This is a genomic window from Lawsonibacter faecis (assembly GCF_014287675.1).
Lineage (GTDB): Bacteria > Bacillota > Clostridia > Oscillospirales > Oscillospiraceae > Pseudoflavonifractor > Pseudoflavonifractor faecis.
On the sequence record NZ_JACOPQ010000015.1, the window covers coordinates 41,069 to 55,143 of the forward strand.

13 protein-coding genes are annotated in these 14,075 nt (G+C 63.9%); 1 reads left to right on the forward strand and 12 read right to left on the reverse strand.

Translation table 11 applies throughout. The features are described 5' to 3' along the window. Positions 1-248 precede the first annotated feature (248 nt). The 12 genes from H8S62_RS15465 to H8S62_RS15520 all read right to left on the reverse strand — a co-directional run bounded on the left by H8S62_RS15465 (position 249) and on the right by H8S62_RS15520 (position 12,579). Positions 249-803 carry a sugar O-acetyltransferase gene (locus H8S62_RS15465; protein WP_186920191.1) on the reverse strand — a complete coding sequence of 185 codons (555 nt, stop codon included), beginning with the start codon at positions 801-803 and terminating at the stop codon, positions 249-251. A gap of 28 nt (positions 804-831) precedes the next feature. Continuing rightward, entirely contained in the window at positions 832-2,211 is a 1,380-nt protein-coding gene (rpoN, locus tag H8S62_RS15470; protein WP_155150155.1) for an RNA polymerase factor sigma-54, read from the reverse strand. Positions 2,212-2,457: 246 nt separating this feature from the next. Then, positions 2,458-2,934, reverse strand: a complete 477-nt coding sequence (locus H8S62_RS15475) for an ASCH domain-containing protein (RefSeq protein ID WP_155150153.1) — start codon at positions 2,932-2,934, stop codon at positions 2,458-2,460. Positions 2,935-2,966: 32 nt separating this feature from the next. Beyond that, on the reverse strand, positions 2,967-4,559 hold the full coding sequence (locus H8S62_RS15480) for an MBL fold metallo-hydrolase RNA specificity domain-containing protein (RefSeq protein ID WP_186920193.1): 1,593 nt from the start codon (positions 4,557-4,559) through the stop codon (positions 2,967-2,969). 55 nt (positions 4,560-4,614) lie between these two features. Next, positions 4,615-4,833, reverse strand: a complete 219-nt coding sequence (locus H8S62_RS15485) for a hypothetical protein (RefSeq protein WP_155150150.1) — start codon at positions 4,831-4,833, stop codon at positions 4,615-4,617. 91 nt (positions 4,834-4,924) lie between these two features. Beyond that, positions 4,925-5,593, reverse strand: a complete 669-nt coding sequence (locus H8S62_RS15490) for a thiaminase II/PqqC family protein (RefSeq protein WP_186920195.1) — start codon at positions 5,591-5,593, stop codon at positions 4,925-4,927. After that, positions 5,590-6,414 carry a bifunctional hydroxymethylpyrimidine kinase/phosphomethylpyrimidine kinase gene (thiD, locus tag H8S62_RS15495; RefSeq protein ID WP_186920197.1) on the reverse strand — a complete coding sequence of 275 codons (825 nt, stop codon included), beginning with the start codon at positions 6,412-6,414 and terminating at the stop codon, positions 5,590-5,592. The genes H8S62_RS15490 and thiD overlap by 4 nt, the downstream gene beginning before the upstream one ends. A 33-nt stretch (positions 6,415-6,447) precedes the next feature. Next, complete coding sequence (locus H8S62_RS15500; RefSeq protein ID WP_186920198.1) at positions 6,448-7,113, reverse strand: HAD family hydrolase; 666 nt, start codon at positions 7,111-7,113, stop codon at positions 6,448-6,450. Then, positions 7,110-7,751 carry a thiamine phosphate synthase gene (thiE, locus tag H8S62_RS15505; RefSeq protein WP_186920200.1) on the reverse strand — a complete coding sequence of 214 codons (642 nt, stop codon included), beginning with the start codon at positions 7,749-7,751 and terminating at the stop codon, positions 7,110-7,112. The genes H8S62_RS15500 and thiE overlap by 4 nt, the downstream gene beginning before the upstream one ends. Next, positions 7,738-8,559, reverse strand: coding sequence for a hydroxyethylthiazole kinase (gene thiM / locus H8S62_RS15510; RefSeq protein ID WP_186920202.1), 822 nt, complete (start codon positions 8,557-8,559; stop codon positions 7,738-7,740). Before thiM ends, thiE begins: the two co-directional genes overlap by 14 nt. Positions 8,560-9,324: 765 nt before the next feature. Then, complete coding sequence (gene pyk, locus H8S62_RS15515; protein ID WP_243141941.1) at positions 9,325-10,764, reverse strand: pyruvate kinase; 1,440 nt, start codon at positions 10,762-10,764, stop codon at positions 9,325-9,327. A gap of 465 nt (positions 10,765-11,229) precedes the next feature. Beyond that, positions 11,230-12,579 carry a hemolysin family protein gene (locus H8S62_RS15520; RefSeq protein ID WP_243142239.1) on the reverse strand — a complete coding sequence of 450 codons (1,350 nt, stop codon included), beginning with the start codon at positions 12,577-12,579 and terminating at the stop codon, positions 11,230-11,232. A 209-nt stretch (positions 12,580-12,788) separates the two neighbouring features. Here H8S62_RS15520 and H8S62_RS15525 point away from each other — a divergent pair, with 209 nt between their 5' ends. Further along, on the forward strand, positions 12,789-14,060 hold the full coding sequence (locus tag H8S62_RS15525; RefSeq protein WP_341481071.1) for a chloride channel protein: 1,272 nt from the start codon (positions 12,789-12,791) through the stop codon (positions 14,058-14,060). Positions 14,061-14,075: the final 15 nt, after the last annotated feature.

A 14,075-nucleotide genomic window follows, 5' to 3' on the forward strand; every position in this document is an offset into this window, starting at 1 on the left:
AGTTTATCGCTGGGCCGAAGTGAATCCGGCCCGGCTCCGCGCCACTCGGCGCGGCCCGCCTGCGGCGGGCGGTGGCCGGCGGACTACAGCCGCTTGATGATCCGCGCCGGGTTCCCGCCGACCGCCCCACCCGGCTCTGGCCGGGCGGGGGCCCCGGTTCTTTTTAGTTTATCGCCGGGCCGAAGTGAATCCGGCCCGGCTCCGCGCCACTCGGCGCGGCCCGCCTGCGGCAGGCGGTGGCCGGCGGACTACAGCCGCTTGATGATCCGCGCCGGATTCCCGCCGACCGCCACGTCGTCGGGAACGTCCTTGGTGACCACCGCGCCGGAGGCCACCACCGACCGGCTGCCGATGGTCACGCCTGGGTTAATCACAGCATGGCCGCCGATCCACACATCATCGCCAATCGTGACGGGCTTTCCGTACTCCCCATAGTCCGGACCCGGGCGGCGCAGGCGAAAGTCCAGCGGGTGGGTGGCGGTATAGATGCCCACCTGGGGGCCGACCATCACATGGTCGCCGATGGTGACGGGGCAGGTATCCAGCACCACCAAACCGGTATTGGCGTAGAAAAAGCGGCCCACGTAAAAATTGGCCAGGTAGTCGCAGAAGAAATCCGGCTCAATATAAAACTCCTCAGCCCCGCCCATGAGGGCGCGCAGCTCCGCCATCCCCTCCTGCGGGTCCCGGTTGTAGCGGCGGCAGGCGGCGTGGGCCTTCTCGCGCAGGGAGGTCAGATAGGGGTCCCGGTCCAGATAGAGCTCCCCGGCGATCATCTTGTTCCACTCGGTCAGGTCGTGCATATCTTCCATCCTTTCGTGCGGGCAGGCGTTATTCCTCATACTGCCTGCGTCCGGTGGTGCTGGGGATGCTCAGCTCGTCCCGGTACTTGGCCACCGTCCGGCGGGAGAGCCGGCAGCCCTCATGGGCCATCAGCTCGCAGAGCTTCTGGTCGGAGAGGGGGCGGCGCTTGTCCTCGCCCGCGATGAGCTTTTTCAGCAGGGCCTTGGCCGCGTCGGGGGAGGCAGCCTCCGTCCCGCCCCGGGACTGGGGGGCCCCCAGGCTGCGGGAGAAAAAGTAGTTCAGGGGGTAGACCCCCATGGAGCACTGGATGTACTTGTCCTTCACCGCCCGGCTGACGGTGGACTCGTGGACCCCCATGCGCGCCGCCACATCGGCCAGGGACATGGGGACCAGGTAGCCCGGCCCCTTGCGGAAGAAGGCCTCCTGGATGTCCAGGATGCACTGGGCGCAGGACATGAGGGTGCTGCCACGCTGCTCGATGCTGCGCACCACCCACTTGGCCTGGCGCACCTTGCCGGTGAGGTACTCCTTTACCTCCGGGTCGTCGGTCTCCTTCATCAGGCTGCCGTAATAGGAGCTGAGGCGGAGGGTGGGGAAAAAGTAGTCGTTGGTCAGCAGCTCGAAATGGTCGGGGAAGCTGACCACCACCACGTCGGGGTTGATGTAGGTGAGGTTCTCCCGTGCGGAGAAGCCGGTGCCCGGCCGGGGGTTCAGGGTTTTGATGAGGGCGCAGGCCTCCCGGACCGCCTCCGCCGATGCGCCCAGCTCCCGGGCAATGAGGCCGAAGCGGTTTTTGGCCAGGGCGTCCAGCTGGCTGTCCACGATGCGCATGGCCAGGGACTTTCCCTCCCCGCGGCGCAGCAGCTGCAGGCGCAGGCACTCGGAGAGATCCCTGGCCGCCACTCCGGCGGGCTCCAGGGACTGGACAACCTCCAGCGCCGCCCCCATCCGCGCCTCCTCACAGCCGCAGGCCGCCGCCAGGGCGGCCAGAGTTTCGTCCAGCCAGCCGTTCTGGTTCAGGCTCTCCACCAAAAATTCCGCCGCTTCCATGGTCTCAGGCTCCAGCTCCAGCATCTTGAGCTGGGAGAGGACGTAAAAATAGAGGTTCTCCTCCCCCTCCTCCACCGTGCCGTAGTTGGAGATGGGGTCGGTGTCGTCCTCGGCGTCCTGCTGGTGGTAGTAGCGGTTCTGCACGTCGGTGGACTCCAGCCACTCCAGCTTCCGGCGCAGCACGTCGAACTCATCGGCGCGGTCGTACTTCTCGTCCATCTCCAGCACCGGGTTCTCCTGGGCGGTCTCCTGGATGTACTCCAGCAGCTCCTGGGAGCCCATCTGAAGAATCTCCATGGACTGCATCATCTGGGGCGACAGGCTCTGCGACTGCTTCAGGCTCATGTTCAGTTCCATGACGGCCTCCCTTCCGCCCCGTACGGGGCATCTTTTTTTCGTCTTAGTATAGCACAAATACCATTGCCGTTCAATTTATAATTCGTTGTCCGGCATACCGGCCCCGGGTCGGATTGCGGGGACGCGGGGAGAACTCCTCCAGCGCCCATGGATGTACGATGCGTGCGCCGCACCCCGGACGAAACCCTAGAAGGCCCCCCGGCGGGCGCGTATGCATCCGCCGGGGGGCTTTGTCCAAATTTTCTATTAAAGCCGCTTGTCCCGCTCAGTGACGCGGTCCGGAGGCCACACCAGCTTGAACTCCTCGCAGACCACGGGCATCTCGGTGGTAAAGCTCTGGCCGCACCGCTCGCATTCCTGGATGAAAAAGGGCTTGTGTGCCCGCCGCCAATAGTCCAGGGAGAGGTCCCCCTCCCCCTCCAGGGCGGCGTACTTGCCGGATACCTCCCGCCAGGGGACGATCTCCACCCGGAGGGTCTGGATGACGCACTGGGCCTCCCCCGCCCAGTCGGTGATCACGCTGTACTCGTCAGCCTTGGGGAAGGGGTCGTCCTCTTTTACATAGGCATAGGAGCAGGAGGCGGTCCCACGCTTTTTGCCCTCCAGCACCAGCTGGGCCAGATGGTCCGCGTCCTCCTGATTGTCGTGGAAATGCCAGGCCTCGTACCCGGCGGCGACAGGGGTATGGGCGGTAAACGCCCGCCACATCTCTTCCGGGGTCATAGCGAATCCTCCTCTGTATCAAACAGCCGTCTTTAACGGTCCCACTTCTCGATGAGGGCGCGCAGCTGGTCGGCGAACTTGCCCAGGTCCTTGTTGGCCCCGCCCTTGTTCCGGCGGATGACCTCCTGGAGCATCCTGCCCGTCTCCTCCAGGCGGCGGTAGGCCGGGGAGCCGAAGTCCGCGGGAGCGGCCTTTCTGGGCTGGGGAATCCCCGGCGAGAGCACCTTTCCGGCCAGGAGGTCGTAGACCTCCTCATAGTCGGGCGCGTGGGCGGAGAGCCCCCGCTGGCGGAGGGTCTCCGCGTAAATCTCCGTGACGGCCTCGTCCCCGTGGACCACAAAGACCTCCCGGGGCCTGGGGTCGTAGGCGTCAATCCAGGCAAGCAGGCCGTTCTTGTCCGCATGGGAGGAGAGGCCGTGGCACTGTGTAATCGCGGCCCGGACGGCGATGGTCTCGCCGAAGAGCTTCACCTCGGCGGCCCCCTCCAGGAGCCTGCGGCCCAGGCTGCCCTCAGCCTGATAGCCCACGAAGACCACGCTGCACTCCTTCCGCCAGAGGTTGTGCTTCAGGTGGTGGCGGATGCGCCCGGCGTCGCACATGCCGGAGGCGGAGATAATCACCTTGGGCGTGGGGTCCAGGTTCAGGGCCTTGGACTCGTCGCTGGACTCCACCAGGGTGAGGCCGGGGAAGGTGAAGAGGGCGTCCCCGCTGCGCACCGTCTCCAGCGCCTCCTCATCCAGATAGCCGGTGAGGTTGCCGGAGAAAATTTTCGTCGCCTCCCTGGCCAGGGGGGAGTCCACGCAGACGGTAAAGTTCGGCACGCTCCGGACCAGATGCTCCTCCTTCATCTCCCGGATGAAGTATAAGAGCTCCTGGGTGCGGCCCACGGCGAAGGAGGGGATAATCACGTTGCCGCCCCGGCCCAGGGTCTCTTCGATGATGGCGGCGAGCTGCTCCTTGTACTCCCCCTTGCCCTCATGGAGCCGGTCGCCGTAGGTGCTCTCGGTGAGGACGTAGTCGGCGTCGCGGATGTACTGGGGGTCCCGGATGATGGGCTGGTCGTGGTTGCCGATGTCGCCGGAGAAGACGATTTTTCTCGTCTCCTCGCCCTCGGTGAGCCACATCTCCACGCTGGCGGAGCCCAGGAGGTGCCCCGCGTCCACAAAACGGGCCCGGACGCCCTGCTCAAGGTCCACCTCCCGGCCGTACTCGCAGGGGACCAGGAGCTTGAGGGTCGCCTCCGCGTCGGCCACGGTGTAGATGGGTTCCACCGGCGCGCGGCCCGCGCGCTTGCCCTTCTGGTTCTCCCACTGGGCGTCGCTCTCCTGGATGTGGGCCGAGTCCCGCAGCATGATGGAGAGGAGCTGGGCGGTGAGCCGGGTGCAGTAGATGGGCCCGTCGAAGCCCTGCTTCACCAGCAGGGGCAGGCGGCCCGAGTGGTCGATGTGGGCGTGGGTCACCACCACGGCGTCAATAAAGCCGGGGGTAAAGTCCAGCTCGCTGTTGTCCCGCTCGTCCCGGCCCTGCTGAAGCCCGCAGTCCACCAGCACGCGCTTGCCGCCGCATTCCACGCAGTGGCAGGAGCCGGTGACTGCCCGGGCCGCGCCGAAAAAGGTCAGTCTCATAAGGCACCTCCTTGCAAGGCGCGGGAAGGAATCCCCGCCGCCTCAAATTCTGACCTTATTCTACTCTTAAAACCGCCTCCTGTAAATATCGGCTTAAGCTTTTGTAGGAGGGGCAGAAGACCCGGAAGCCCAGTACGTGGGAGAGCGCCCCGTTCCAGTCGTCCAGCGAGTAACGCGAGACCTCCTGGGTGGCCAGGAGGGTTAAAAGCCAGGCGGGATCGGGCTTATGGACGTTCTGCCGCTCCGCCAGGCGCTTCAAAATCGGGTTTTCCATGGTGCGCCGCCTTTCTGATGCATTTGCCCATTCTATGCCGCGGCGGGGCGGGCGGTTTGCAAGCCGCCCGCCGTATCAAAGCGGCCTCTTTTCAAATGTCCTCCCTGGGGCGGCCGCTCATCTCCCAGAAGCGGAGCTCATGGACGGAGCAGGCCCGGAATATCTCCGCGCAGCGGCGCTCCCTGGCAGGCTCCAGCCCTGTGCAGATTTTTTCTGTAAAAGCCGCCCATCTCTCGCAGGCCGCCCTGTACTCCGCGCCCGCGTAGTCCCGGACCAGGGGCCAGTAGGGGGTGTCCCCCACGCCGGGGAAACGCTCCAGCAGCCGGGTGAAAATCCAGCCGTAGCTCACCATGCAGGGCAGGCAGGCCATCATGCACTCGGCGGCCCCCGCCCCGTCCCTGGCCGTGGCGATCATGGCGCGGGTATAGGCCAGATTCTCCGGCCGCTGGGGCAGGCGCTGTATCACGGCGTCGGTCAGGCTAAAGCGCTCCAGATAACAAAGCCGGGTGGCCCCCTCGCCCTCGTTCACAAAGGAGAGAAGCTCATAATAGGTGCGGATCTCCTCCATGTCCTCAGCCTTTGCCATCCCCCAGGCAAACACCTTGGCGTACTCCCGGAGATAGAGGCTGTCGTCCACAATGTACCCCTTGAAGCAGTCCCACGGCAATGTGCCCTCCCCCAGCTTTTGGAGGAATGCGGAGTTCAGGCACTGCTCCCAGATGGGCAGGTTTTCTTCCATCAGCCGGTTACAGAACGTCATCCCCCGCACCCTCGCTCTTCCGGGCCGCCGAGAAACGCCCCGCTGAGACTGTGGAGGTGGTCCATGGGTCCCTGGCCCGCGCCCAGATCCAGCATGGCGCCCAGTGCGCCGGAGAGATAGTCCTTGGCCCGCTCCACCGCCTGCTCCAGGCCGAAGCCCTTGGCCAGGTTGGAGGCGATGGCGCTGGAGAGGGTGCAGCCGGTGCCGTGGGTATTGGGATTGTCGATCCGCCGGCCCCGGAACCAGGTGCACACGCCGGAGCGCCAGAGCAGGTCGTCCGCGTCGCTGACACGGTGTCCGCCCTTGCAGAGCACCGCGCACCCGTACCGCACACCGATGCTCCGGGCGGCGCGCTCCATGTCCTCCGGTCCGGCGATTGGCTCCCCCGAGAGGACCTCCGCCTCGGGAATGTTGGGAGTCAGTACGCTTGCCAGGGGGAGAAGCTGCTCCTTCAGCGCCTTCACCGCGTCCTCCGAGAGGAGCCGGAAGCCGCTGGTGGAAACCATTACCGGGTCCACCACAATGTTTTTGGCCCTGTACTGCCGGAGCTTGTCCGCAATGACCCGGATGAGGGGCGCGGAGGAGACCATCCCCGTCTTCACAGCGTCGGGGAAGATGTCGGTGAAGATGCAGTCCAGCTGGCTGGCCAAAAATTCAGGCGTGGACTCTAAAATGCCGGAGACGCCGGTGGTGTTCTGGGCCGTCAGGGCGGTAATGGCGCTCATGGCGTACACGCCGTTGGCGCACATGGTCTTGATGTCGGCCTGGATGCCGGCGCCTCCGCTGGAATCGCTTCCGGCGATTGTCAATGCTGTTTTCATATGCCGCTCCTCCATATGGTGTTTTGTTTTTCATCAGTCCTCCGTCTGCTGCAGCCGTGAGAGAAATTCCGGGTCATCCAGCCGTGGGAGGTACCAGTCGCTCAGGGCGCGCAGCTCCGCCTGGTCCTCCGCCGCCGATGGGTCGTACACGCCGCACACCAGGAACCCGGCCGCCTTGGCCGTCCGGGCGGCGTGGAGCGCGTCTTCAAAGACCAGCGTGCGCTCCGGCCGGCCGCCCAGCCGCCGCGCCGCCTCCAGATAAATCCCCGGCGCCGTCTTTGGCCCGTACTGCAGGCAGCTCACGGCGAAGCGAAAGCGCCCCCACTGGCCCAACCGCACCATGGCGTCCCGGGCCTGAAAGGCCTCGCTGGCGGTGGCGATGCCGCAGGGGACGCCCAGCTCCGCCAGTCTGGTCAGAAGGGCGTCCGCCCCCGGCTTCAGCGGCACCTTCTCCCGGTACTCAACCGTGACGATATCGTTGACCCCCTCCATCACCTGATCCGCCGTACAGGACAGGCCGAAGGTCTTCACCATGTACTCGGACGCCTCGCGGCGGCCCATCTCCTTAATCCGCCGGGCCAAATCCTCCGGCGGCCGGCCTCCAAACCGGCGGACCAGGGCCCTGGGGGCGTCGTCCCAGATATACATGGAGTCGGTCAGCGTGCCGTCCAGGTCGAAAATCGCGCCCTCGGGCCTCATCGCGCCACCATCTCTCTCGTCAGGGCCAGGAGTTTCCGGGCCGCCCCCTGAATATCCGCCTGGGCGTAGAGGGCGGAGACCACCGCCACGCCGCATACGCCGCTGCCGGCCAGCTTGCCCACATTTTCCGGCCCGATGCCGCCGATTGCCACAACCGGAATGCGCACGGCGGCGCAGATGGCCTTCAGCGTATCGCAGCTCACCGCGTCGGCGTCGTCCTTGGTGCCGGTGGGGAAAACCGCCCCCACGCCCAGGTAGTCCGCCCCGGCGGCCTCGGCCCCGAGGGCCTGCTCCACCGTCTGGGCCGACACGCCCAGTATCCGGTCAGGTCCCAGCCGCCGCCGGACCTCCGCCGCCTCCATGTCGCTCTGGCCCACGTGCACGCCGTCGGCCCGGACCTCCAGCGCCAGCGCCACGTCGTCGTTGATAAGAAAGGGCGCGCCATAGCGCCCGCAGAGGGCCTTCAGCTCCCGGGCCTCCGCAAGGAAGGCCGCGCGGTCCAGGTGCTTTTCCCGGAGCTGAACCATGGTCGCGCCCCCCTTGAGGGACGCCTCCACCTGCTGGGCGAGGGTCTGCTCCCCCAGCCATGCCCGGTCGGTCACCGCATAGAGCAGCAGGTCCTTTTTATCGCACCTCATATCTGGCCCCTCCCTCCAGCGCGGCTCCGTCCATGCGGTAAATCGCGTCGATAATGCGGTTTCGGTAAGTGGCGTTCCCGTCCGTGGGAGCCATATTCCCCCAGCCCAGCTCTCCCGCCAGGCCCATGGCCGTCACGGCCGCGGCGGCGGCCTCAAGCGCGCCGCCGGGGTTAGCGACCAGGTAGGCGGTGAGCAGTCCCGAGAGCTGGCAGCCCGTGCCGGTAATCCTCCCCATCTCCGCCCGGCCGTTGCGAATCACGTAGCAGGTCCCGGCGTCGGCCACCAGGTCGATGGCTCCGGTGATGGCCATAATGGCCCCGTACCGCACTGCCGCCGCCTTGGCGAAGGCCACGGCCTCGTCCAGGCTCTCCTCCGTCACCGTGTCGGCCACATCGGCGTCCACCCCCTTGGTGGAGCCGCCGCCCGCCACCAGAGCCTTGATCTCGGAGATATTGCCCCGGATGGCGGTAAAGCGGACCTCCTCCGTCAGCTTTTGGGCGGTCCGGGTACGCAGGGCGCTGGCCCCGGCCCCCACCGGGTCCAGGAGGACCGGGCGGGAGAGGGCGTTGGCCCTCTTCCCCGCGGCAAACATGGCGAGGATGGTGCGCTGGCTGAGGGTACCGATGTTGATATTCACTCCGCCGCAGATGGAGGCAATCTCCTCCACCTCCCCGATATCGTCCGACATAATGGGACTGCCGCCGCAGGCCAGCAGGATATTCGCCACATCGTTGACGGTGACATAGTTGGTGATGCTGTGGACCAGCGGGGTCCGGGCCCGGACATTTTCAAGGCAGGTGCTGAACATACTCGTTTTCCTCCTAAAGATACAAAAATCCACGGAATATCTCAATTCAAAAGGAGAATAGAGATATCCCGTGGTCAACAGGAACACGCCGCTTATCTCCCTACGTTGGCATTACCCAAATCAGGTCACTGGTCGAAGCGCACAGCTTCCTCTCAGCCCGTTTGCGAGCTCCCATTTTTGCTGAATTTCTCAGCTTAGTATGTACTATATGACAAAACCAGCGAATGTGCAAGTTTTTTGTGAGGCGGAACGGCGGGCGGCCGCAGAGGCCGCCCGCAGGATAGAACACCACCGCACCGACGGCGGCCTTTTGAGCACCAATTCAAACGCAGCTACTATCAAGGTCCTGCCGGGCAACATTCGCTCGGCGGGCGCGTGGGACGCGCCGTTAGTAACGATACACTGCGGTCGATTCGGCGAGTAGCTGCTGCCAAGTCTTGCTATCCATCGAAAACCGTAGGCCGCCATGGACGCATCCCTGGGGGGGCGGGGTAGGACATTGAAAATGTCCGTGAGCCGCCCCCCGGCGTGTCTTTCCCCACTTTCTTCACGGGAAGAAAGTGGGCCCCCGGAGGGCGTTTCCCACATCTCTGGGGCACGCGGAGCGCATGAATGCGCTCCCTACAGGAGGGCGCAGGCGAGGCCTGAGGAGGACGTGGGCCCTCATCTCATCCGTCAGGGCTGCGCCCTGCCAACTTCCCCCGCGGGGGAAGGCTGAACAAACCGCCCGCACAAAATGATGTGCGGGCGGTCTGACAGCAATATTTAGAACCCTTCGCCCACGACCTGGGCCTTGATGAGGTTGGTCGTTCCAGACTTCCCGATGGGTACGCCGGCGGTAATGACCACGGTGTCGCCCACGTTGGCGACGCCCTCCTTGCGGGCCACGTCCACCGACATGGAGAAGAGCCGGTCGGTGGAGTCCACGAAGCCGGTGAGGTAGGAGTGGACGCCCCAGGAGATGGAGAGCTGGCGGCGGACCTTCTCGTTCTGACACACGGCGATGATGGGACAGGCGGGGCGGAAGCGGGAGATGACCTTGGCGGTATACCCGGACTGGGTGGGCGCCAGAATGGCCTTGGCGTCCAGGTCCATGGCGGTCATGCAGCAGGTGTGGGTAATGGCGTCGTTAATGGTGGTGGCCCCGGTGATATAGGTCCGCTCGCGGAAGCGGCCCCAGTAGTCGATGGCGTCCTCGGCGGCGGACACGGTGGACGCCATGGCCTCCACCGCCTCAATGGGATACTTGCCGCCGGCGGTCTCGCCGGAGAGCATCACGCAGGAGGTGCCGTCGAACACGGCGTTGGCTACGTCGGAGACCTCCGCGCGGGTGGGACGGGGATTGCGCATCATGGAGTCCAGCATCTGGGTGGCGGTGATGACGGGCTTGCCCGCCATGGTGGTGGCCTTGATCATTTTCTTCTGGAGGATGGGTACCTCATGGGCGGGAATCTCCACCCCCAGGTCGCCCCGGGCCACCATCACGCCGTCGGACACGTCGATGATGGCGTCCAGGTTGTCCACGCCCTCCCGGTTCTCAATCTTGGAGATGATGCGGATATTCTGGCCGCCGCACTCGTTGAGGTAGGCGCGGATGTCCTCCACGTCGCCGGCCTTCCGCACGAAGGAGGCGGCGATGAAGTCGAAGTCCTGCTCCACGGCGAACTTCAGATCCTCCTTGTCCTTCTCGGTGAGGGAGGGCAGGAGGATGTGAACGTCGGGGATGTTGATGGACTTGTTGTTGGAGAGGGGGCCGCCATTCTCCACGGTGCAGACGATCTCCTGGCCGTCAATCTTCTCCACCAGCAGATCGATGAGGCCGTCGTCCACCAGGATGTGGTTGCCGGGGGCGACCTCCTTGTGGAGGTTCAGGTAGGTGACGGAGACCTTGTCCGTGCCGCCCTCACAGTCGGCGGTGGTGAGGGTAAAGGTGTCCCCCTTCTGGAGCTCGATGCGGCCGTCCTGAAAGGTCTTGATGCGGATCTCGGGGCCCTTGGTGTCCAGAATGGCGGCCACGGGGAGACCCAGCTCGTCCCGGACGTGGCGGAGCTTCTGGAGCTGTGCGAGGTGGCTCTCGTGGGTGCCGTGGGAGAAGTTGAAGCGGGCGGCGTTCATGCCCGCGAGGATGAGCTTGCGGATCATGTCCTCGTCGTCCACAGCGGGACCGAGGGTACAGATAATCTTGGTCTTTCTCATATCGGACATAGATGACATACCTCCATAAATCGGGTGTCGTTTCTGATAGGATATCAATACCTTTGCGAGGATATCATACTACAAAGGTTTCGGTTTGAAAAGGGGTAATCGGCACAATCAAAAAGATTTAACAATTATCTTAGATGTAAATTTGCACAGGTGATTCCCTTTTATTTCCCGCATGATTCATCCTTACCTCTCGTTAAGAATAAACTAATTTAACCCGCATCGTTTTTCCGCCCTTTATACACGAATAGACCCCCGGCGCACTGGGTGCGCCGGGGGTGGTATTCATTCTTTGGCGTTTCCACGGACGGCGCTCCCGTCAGAGTGGATTTCGGAGCAGATGCGCGCCTTTGACAGGACCGTCCCAGTGCTCATGCCCCAATTTCATGCGTCATGTGATCAGATATTATCGAAACCAATCTGTCCGGTTTATCGCCTGCTTTACTCTGCGCCTGTTTGCGCATGATTTCATCCATTGTCCTCATCCGTCGCTTCCCCGTCCGCCAGCTTGGACACCAGCGCCCACTCCACCCGGCGGTCGGTGAGCTCCTCCACCTCGATATGGAGGCCATAAATGTCCACAGCCGGATGGCTGCCGTCCTCGGGGATGACGGAGAGCTGGGCGAAGACCAGACCGCCCAGGGTGTCGCACTCCTCGTCCTCGGGAAGCTCCATGTCCAGCGCCTCGGCCACCTCCTCCAGGTCGGCGGAGCCGGCCACCCGCCAGAGGTTCGCCTCCAGCTGGACAATCTCCTGGTCCTCCTGGGGGTCGAACTCGTCGTAGATATTGCCCACGATCTCCTCCAGCAGGTCCTCCATGGTGATGATGCCGCTGGTGCCGCCGTACTCGTCCACCACCACGGCCATATGGATTTTCTTGGCCTGCATATCCCGGAAGAGCACGTCGGTGCGAACCGACTCAGGCACGAAATAGGCCGGGGTCAGCAGCTCCCGCAGGGGCCTGGGGCGCTCCAGGCGGGCGTTGAGAAGGTAGGTGCGGGTGTTCAGTACGCCCACCACGTCGTCCGCGTCCTCCTCGTAGACCGGGAAGCGGGTGAGGCCGGTCTCCTCGATGGTGCGGACGATCTCCTCGTCGGGGTCCTCCGCCCAGAGCATCACCACATCGGTACGGTGGATCATCACGTCCTCGGCCGTCATGTTGTTAAACTCGAAGATGTTTTCAATCATCTCCTTCTCGCCCGACTCGATGGCCCCCTTCTCCTCGCCGATGTCCACCATCATACGGATCTCCTCCTCCGAGACCTCGTCGTCCTCGGCATTGGGATCGATATGTAGGAGGCGGAGCATCCCGTTTGTGGAGACGGTCAGCAGCCAGATGATGGGCCGCATGAAGGCCGCCAGGACGGAGACCACCCCGCAGGCCATGCGGGCCACCTTGTCGGTTTTCTGCATGGCGATGCGCTTGGGCACCAGTTCGCCGAAGACCAGTGTAAAGAAGGAGAGTATGATGGTAATGAGAATGACCGAGAGGGTATTGACCGCGGCTGCGGCCCCGGCATCCAGCTGATAACTCGCCACCGCCCAGTCCCGGATGCGGCCCGCAAAGTTATCGGCGGCGAAAGCGGACCCCAGAAAGCCCGCCAGGGTAATTCCGATCTGAATGGTGGAGAGGAAGCGTGTGGGGGTCTCCACGATTTTCAGCAGCTTGGCCGCCTTCTTGTCCCCGTCCTCCGCTTGGTGGCGCAGGACGTTTTCATTGAGGGAGATGACTGCAATTTCGGTGGCGGCAAAAAACGCGTTGACCAGGATCAGAACAACCTGGAGCAGCAATTGGGGCCATATCGGGTCCGATGGCAAGATGATTCCTCCTTAAAAATCTCAGAAAAAAGTGGGTGGGCGCGCCTATTTAGAGGTAAGTATATCATATTTACAAAAAATATCCACTCTTTTGTCCGTAAAATTACGATCCGGGCAAAAAGTCTCCCCAATCCAGTGCAAATCCGGGCCGACCATGCTATAATTCCATTGTTGTGCTGCGCATTGACGAGTGGAGAGAGGGAATACCGTTGGAAAACTGGAAAGAAAAGCTGCGCGGTTCCATGCAGGAACCCGCCGCGTTTGTGAAATGGCTCCTGTTCGCCTGTATCATCGGGTTGGTCTGCGGCGGTGTGGGCGCCGCGTTCCACTTCGCCATTGAGGCCGTCACAGAGCTGCGGCTGGCCCAGCCCTGGGTGGTCTGGCTGCTGCCGGGGGCGGGGGCCCTCATCGTCCTGCTCTACCGCTGGTGCGGCATGGAGAAGGACCGGGGCACCAACTTTGTCCTGGTGGCCGTACGGGAGAACGAGCCCCTGCGTCTGCGCACGGCCCCGCTGGTCTTCATCGCCACCGTCCTCACCCACCTGGTGGGCGGCTCCTCGGGCCGGGAGGGCGCCGCCCTCCAGCTGGGCGGCTCCATCTCCTCCAAAATCGGCCGGTGGATGCACCTGGACGACAAGGACAGCCGGGTGATTACCATGTGCGGGATGTCGGCGGCCTTCGCAGCCCTCTTCGGCACGCCCCTCACCGCGGCCATTTTCTCCATGGAGGTGGTGAGCGTGGGCGTGATGTACTACGCGGCCATCGTCCCCTGCGTTGTGGCCTCCCTCATCGGCACCGGGGTGGCGGGCTGGTTCGGCATCACTCCCACGGCCTACAAGCTGCTCGATGTGCCCGGACTGGGTGTGGTGTCCGCCCTTCAGGTCATCGCCTTGGGCATTCTCTTCGCGCTGCTGTCCATCTTCTTCTGCCGCCTGATGCACGCCACGCCCAAGCTCTACCAGAAGTATCTGCCCCGGCCGGTGGTCCGGGCGGCGGTGGGCGGGGCCATCGTCATCGCCCTCACCTATCTGGTGTGGCTCTGGGCGCCCGGCACCTACGACTACAGCGGCGCGGGGAGCCACATCATCGCCCGTGCCATTGCCGGGGAGGCCCGGCCCGAGGCGTTTCTCCTGAAAATGCTCTTTACCACCGTCACTCTGGGGGCGGGCTTCAAGGGCGGCGAGATCGTCCCCGTCTTTTTCGTCGGCTCCACCTTCGGGTGCGTGGCCGCGCCCCTGCTGGGGCTGGGCTCCTCCTTCGGCGCGGGGCTGGGGATGGTGAGCGTCTTCTGCGGCGTGACCAACTGTCCCATGACCTCCCTGCTGCTGGCCTTTGAGCTCTTCGGCGGCGAGGGGCTGCCCTTCTTTGCCGTCGCCTGCGCGGTCTCGTACATGCTCTCAGGGTATTATGGACTGTATAGCGAGCAAAAAATCGTGTATTCTAAGTCCAAACCTGAGTATATCAATAAAAAGGCGGAATAAATGCAGGCGAAAAAG